Here is a 6083-nt window from a genome sequence, read left to right as displayed (position 1 = left end):
GAGAGCGCCTCCGCCGAGGAGCCGCTGCTCAAGCCCCTGTCGGACCGCGAGCGCGAAATCCTCCAGCTCATCGCCAAGGGCGTCTCCAACAGCGAGGCCGCCCGGCTCCTCAGCCTCAGCAAGGCCACCATCCGCACGCACCTGGAGCACATCTACCGGAAGCTCGAGGTGACCAACCGCGTCGAGGCCGTCACCGAGGGCATCCGCAAGGGCCTCATCTCCGTCTGAGCCGTCGCGAATCCACCGTGGCCCGTGGCCCGGAGTGGCGCGAAGCGCGCCGCGCCGGGCCTTCGTGCGTCAGGGCCTCGTCGAACCCGCGGCCTCGATGACCAGGTCCGCGTAGCGGTTCACCGGGTCATCGGGCGAGGTGCCGTCGCGGAAGTAGAACGTGTGGTCATCCCACGCGTCGGGCCGGGCGTCGTTGGCGAACATCCACAGCGCGCCGCCGCCCACGCCCACGCCGCGCATGCACTCCAGCCAGCCACGATACAGCGCGCGACGCTGGGACAAATCCAAGTCCCCCGCGTTGCGCAGGCCCAGCTCCCCCACCAGCAGCGGCTTGCCCAGGCCGTGCGCGATGGCCGCGTGCTCGCGAATCCACCGGGCCCCCGCCTCCGCCGTGCCCGCGCCATCCAGCCCCCACGACTCCGGATAGAAGTGCACCGACGCGAAGTCGATGTACGGCGACGCCGTGTTGCGCGTGAAGCTGGAGCCGGGCGTGCGCAGCATCGTCGTCCCCACGCGGGACCAGTAGGCACCGTCGTACCCTTCCGACGAGGGCTCGAAGCCCTCCTCGCCCGTGCCCACCAGGTGCCCCGGGGCTCGCGACTTCACCTCGCGCGCCATCTCGTCGACCCACGCGCGCAGCTTCTCGCCCCGCGCATCCAGCCCCCGCCCCCGAGGCTCGTTGAGCAGCTCCCACGCCAGCACCGCCGGATGGTCGCCGTAGCGCATGCCGTCCTCGGTGTTCACCCGCTCCAACGTCCGCGCCAGGTGCTCCTTGTAGAGCGCCCGGACGACGGGCTCGGTGAAGAAGCGCGGGTCCCCCTGCACCGGGTCCGGCAGCCCCGCCCAGCTCACGTACTGGCGCGTGCCACCATAGGCATCCCAGTAGTTGCCCAGCGTGAGCACCAGCCGGACCCCATGCACCCGGGCCCGGGCGAGCACGCGGTCCAGCCCTCGCAGGGCGACCTCGTCGTACTGGAGCGGCGCCACCTGGATGGTGCTGTCCCCCACCTTCTCCGGCGCCTCGTTGTGCCCGTTGGTCCGGAGCGCCACGACGCCCATCGCGGCGGCCTTGGCGAACACCTCCTCGACGATGGGTGAGTCGGACAGGCCCCGGCGCACGTCGCGCGCGGCCTCCTCCTGGAGGAAGTAGGCGTTGAGCACCATGCTCGTCGCGGGCAGCCGCCCCAGCCGCTGCGGTGGAGCGCTCCCACAGTCGGCCGCCGCGGCCTCGAGCATCACGGGCTCTCCCTCGCCACACGCGCACAGCAGGAAGAGGGGCGTGAGACACAGGAGCCAGCGCCGTGAAGACATGGAGCCCATGGTAACGGATGGGCTAGGTTGATGCCCGACATGGAGCTCCGACTCGAAGGCGTGTCCAAGACGTACCCCAACGGTACGCGTGCGTTGCACGACGTCACCCTCACCATCCCGCGCGGGATGTTCGGCCTGCTGGGGCCCAACGGCGCTGGAAAGTCGACGCTCATGCGCTCCATCGCCACGTTGCAGGACGTGGACGGTGGGACGATGACCTTCGACGGCATCGACGTGCGACGTGACAAGGACCGGCTGCGCGACGTGCTCGGCTTCCTGCCGCAGGATTTCGGCGTGTACCCGAAGGTGACGGCCTGGGACATGCTGGACCACCTGGCGCAGCTCAAGGGCCTGGCCCAGCGGCGCGCGCGCCACGACGCGGTGAAGGCGCTGCTCACCAAGGTGAACCTGTGGGAGCACCGCGACCGCAGGCTCGGCGGCTTCTCCGGCGGCATGAAGCAGCGCTTCGGCATCGCCCAGGCGCTGCTCGGAGACCCCAAGCTGCTCATCGTCGACGAGCCCACCGCGGGCCTGGACCCCGCCGAGCGCTTCCGCTTCCACAACCTGCTGGCGGAGATCAGCTCGGACGTGGTGGTGCTGCTGTCCACGCACATCGTGTCGGACGTGGCGGACCTCTGTCAGGACATGGCCGTGCTCGCGCAGGGCCGCGTGGTGGCGAGCGGCCACCCGCTGAAGCTGGTGGACCAGCTGCGAGGCCGGGTGTGGAAGCGCTTCGTCACGAGCCAGGAGGAGCTCGACGCGCTGTCGAAGCAGCTGGAGGTCATCGCCGTGCGGCGCGTGGCGGGCCAGCGGCTGGTGCACGTACACGCCCCCAGCGCGCCCGAGGGCTTCGAGGCGGCGAGCCCCGACCTGGAGGACGTCTACTTCCACGCGCTGTCCGGCGCGTCGAAGGCGGCGTGACATGTTCAGCGCACTCGTGACCTTCGAGCTGCGTCGCCGGGTCAAGATGATCTCGACCTGGGTGTACGCAGCGGTGCTCGCCGGCGCCGGCCTGTTGTTGATGCTGGCGACCGGCGGCGTCTTCAAGAACATCAGCGCCAGCTCCGGCGCCGAGCGCGTGCTGGCCAACAGCCCGTACACGCTCTTCAACTTCATCACCGTGCTGGGCCTGTTCGCCCTCCTCATGGTGGCGGCCGTCTTCGGCCAGGCCGCATACCAGGACTTCGGCCACGGCACGTGGATGCTCATCTTCACGAAGAACGTGAAGAAGGCGCCGTACCTGCTGGGCCGCTTCCTCGGCGCGTTCGTCTTCAGCGCGGTGCTGATGTTGTCCATCATCCCGGGCCTGCTGGTGGGCGCCGGCGTCGTGTGGCTCTTTGACAAGACCCAGCTGGCGCCCCACCAGTCGCTCGCCTACCTGTGGCCGTACGTGGTGGGCGTGTGGCCCACGCTGTTCTTCGCGGGCACGGTGTTCTTCTCGCTGGCCGCGCTCACGCGCCGCATGGCCCCCGTGTACGTGGGCGTCGTCGTGCTGGTGCTGGGCTACCTGGCGCTCAGCTCCGCCATGTCGGACGTGGCCAACCGGCCGCTGGGCTCCATCCTGGACCCGTTCGGGTTCATCACCGTCGACAACGTGACGCGCTACTGGACCCCCGCCGAGCGCAACCGCGACCTGATTCCGTTCAGCGGGGTGCTGCTCGTCAACCGCCTGTTGTGGTCCACCGTGGGCGCGCTGCTGTTGGGCCTCACGGTGCTGCGCTTCCGGCCCGAGGTGGAGGAGCACCGCGGTGGCCGCGCGGCGAAGGCGGCGGAGCCGCCCCAGGCGCCCGTGGGCATCCCCACCACGCGCGCCGCGCCGACCTTCGGCAGCTGGGCGCGCACGGCCGCGGCGTCCGCGTGGCTCGCCTTCCGGGACGTGCTGCGCTCGCCGGTGTACTGGTCCTTCGTGGTGGCGGGGCTCATCTTCGTCACGCTGGGCGCGCTGGTGTCCAAGCAGATCTACGGCACCTCGACGTGGCCCGTGACGTGGCAGGCGCTGGAGGTGGCGACGGGCACCTTCAAGCCCTTCGTGCTCATCACCCTCACCTTCTACGCCGGTGAGCTGGTGTGGAAGGAGCGCGACGCGGGCCTGGGCGACATCGTGGACGCGACGCGGGCCCCGACGTGGGTGGGCTATGCGTCCAAGCTCGGCGCGCTGCTGCTGGTGGTGTTCTCGCTCAAGGTGGTGGTCGCGCTCGCGGTGCTCATCTCGCAGGTGAGCCGGGGCTTCTTCCAGATCGAGTGGGGCCTGTACTTCAGGGACATCGTCCTGGTGGACTTCACGCACGAGGTGCTCCTGTGCGTGCTGGCCTTCTTCGCGCAGGTGCTCATCCACCAGAAGTACCTGGCGTACCTGGTCATGGTCATCCACTTCGCGTCGCAGGCCGCGCTGGGCCTGTTCGGCGTGGAGGACCGCCTGGTGCGCTACGGCTCGGACACCGGCATGCTGTACTCGGACATGAACGGCTACGGCCACTTCGTGTCCAACCTCGTGTGGTTCCGCCTGTACTGGTACGCGCTCGCGGTGCTGCTCGTCGCGGTGGGCTACCTGCTCATCGTCCGGGGACGCACCACGCGGTGGAAGGAGCGGCTGCGCGAGGCGCGGGCCCGACAGAGCTGGGCGTGGACGGCCGGCGCCAGCGTGGCGCTGCTGGCGTTCCTGGGGCTGGGCGGTTTCATCACGTACCAGACCCGCGTGGTCAACCCGTTCGTCACCGAGAAGGACATGGAGCGCGCGCGGGCCCGCTACGAGAAGGAGTACAAGTCCTTCCTCGCCCTGCCCCACCCGCGCGTGACGGACGTGGACGTGACGTTCCACATCCATCCGGAGGAGCAGCGGCTGGAGGCGCTCGGCACCTACCGGCTGCGCAACAAGACGCAGGAGCCCATCGCCAAGGTGCTGCTCGACATGCCCACCGACGTGCGCGTGCGCAAGCTGAGCCTCGCGGGCGCCGAGCGCACGGAGCCCACGGACCGGGAGCTGGGCCTGTTCGTCCTGGAGCTGCCCACGCCGCTGGCCCCGGGCGCGGAGGCGGAGCTGGTCTTCGACCTGGAGTTCCACGCGAAGCGCCTGAAGCACGGGGCAGCGCGCACGGACATCGTGAGCAACGGCACCTTCTTCAACAGCGGCAACCTGCCGACGCTCGGCTACCAGGAGGACTCGGAGCTGTCCGAGGACAAGGACCGCAAGGAGTACGGGCTCGAGCCCAAGGAGCGGCTGCCGGACCGGGATGACCCGAAGGCGCTGGCGAACAACTACATCACGCCCGACGCGGACTTCGTCTCCTTCCAGGCCACGGTGAGCACGTCGCCGGACCAGCTCGCCATCGCCCCGGGCTACCTGGAGAAGGAGTGGACCGTGGGGGACCGGCGCTTCTTCCGCTACAAGATGGACCAGCCCATCCTGAAGTTCTACTCGGTGCTGTCCGCGCGCTACGAGGTGATGCGCGACACGTGGAAGGGCGTGGCGCTGGAGATCTACCACCACCCCACGCACACGTACGTGCTGGACCGGATGATGCGCGGCATGAAGGACGCGTTGGAGTACTGCTCGGAGAACTTCGGGTCGTACCAGCACCGCCAGGCGCGCATCCTGGAGTTCCCCCGCTACGGGAGCTTCGCGCAGTCGTTCCCCAACACGATTCCGTACTCGGAGGCGGTGGGCTTCATCGCCCGCGTGCGCGATGGCAGCCCGGACGACGTCGACTACCCGTACTACATCACCGCGCACGAGATCGCCCATCAGTGGTGGGGGCACCAGGTGGTGGGCGGGCGCGCGCAGGGCGCCACGATGACGTCGGAGACGATGTCGCAGTACGCCGCGCTGATGGTGATGAAGCACCGCTTCGGCGCGACGAAGATGAAGCGCTTCCTCAAGTTCGAGCTGGACACCTACCTGATGGGCCGCGCGATGGAGCGCAAGAAGGAGGTGCCGCTGTCGCGGGTGGAGAACCAGCCGTACATCCACTACCAGAAGGGCAGCCTCGCCATGTACGCGCTGCAGGACTTCATCGGCGAGGAGCGCGTCAACCGCGCCCTGAAGCGCTACGTGGAGAAGGTCCGCTTCCAGGGGCCTCCGTACACGGGCTCCGCGGAGCTCATCGGCTTCCTGCGCGAGGAGACGCCGCCGGAGTACCAGTACCTGCTGGAGGACCTCTTCGAGACCATCACCCTCTACGACAACCGGGCGGTGTCCGCGACGATGCGGCAGAACGCCCAGGGCGGCTGGGACGTCACGCTCAAGGTCCTCGCGAAGAAGTTCCGCAGCGACGACAAGGGCGAGCAGACCGAGCTGAAGTTCTCCGACTGGATGGACGTGGGCGCGCTCGACGCGGACGGCAACGCGGTGTTCCTGGAGAAGCGCCAGGTGAGCCAGGGTGAATCCGAGCTGAGCTTCACGGTGCCGGTGAAGCCCGTGGAGGTCGGTATCGATCCGCTCAACAAGCTCATCGACCGCACGTCGCAGGACAACGTGACGGAGCCCACGGAGGGCGCGGCCGTGGCGCTGGGCACGCCCCAGCCCTGAGCCCGGAGTGCCGGGGGCT

The 6083-nt window shown here is 69.2% G+C and carries 4 protein-coding genes; 3 read left to right on the top strand and 1 reads right to left on the bottom strand.

Features of this window, described 5'->3' with window-relative positions:
- A partial coding sequence (locus FL311_RS11390) for a response regulator transcription factor (protein ID WP_141325064.1) occupies positions 1 to 228 on the top strand: 228 nt, incomplete at its 5' end.
- 69 nt (positions 229 to 297) lie between these two features.
- Here FL311_RS11390 and FL311_RS11385 read toward each other — a convergent pair.
- Entirely contained in the window at positions 298 to 1539 is a 1242-nt protein-coding gene (locus tag FL311_RS11385) for a cellulase family glycosylhydrolase (RefSeq protein ID WP_141325063.1), read from the bottom strand.
- 39 nt (positions 1540 to 1578) lie between these two features.
- Here FL311_RS11385 and FL311_RS11380 point away from each other — a divergent pair, with 39 nt between their 5' ends.
- The gene (locus FL311_RS11380) at positions 1579 to 2460 is read left to right on the top strand and encodes an ABC transporter ATP-binding protein (protein WP_141325062.1); all 882 of its coding nucleotides are present in this window, start codon (positions 1579 to 1581) and stop codon (positions 2458 to 2460) included.
- Between the two features lies 1 nt (position 2461).
- The gene (locus tag FL311_RS11375; RefSeq protein WP_141325061.1) at positions 2462 to 6064 is read left to right on the top strand and encodes a M1 family aminopeptidase; all 3603 of its coding nucleotides are present in this window, start codon (positions 2462 to 2464) and stop codon (positions 6062 to 6064) included.
- The last annotated feature ends 19 nt before the right edge of the window (positions 6065 to 6083 follow it).

This window comes from Myxococcus sp. AB025B, assembly GCF_006518215.1.
Lineage (GTDB): Bacteria > Myxococcota > Myxococcia > Myxococcales > Myxococcaceae > Myxococcus > Myxococcus fulvus.
Note: the sequence above shows the minus strand (reverse complement) of the source record. Positions and strands in the feature narration are given on the sequence as shown.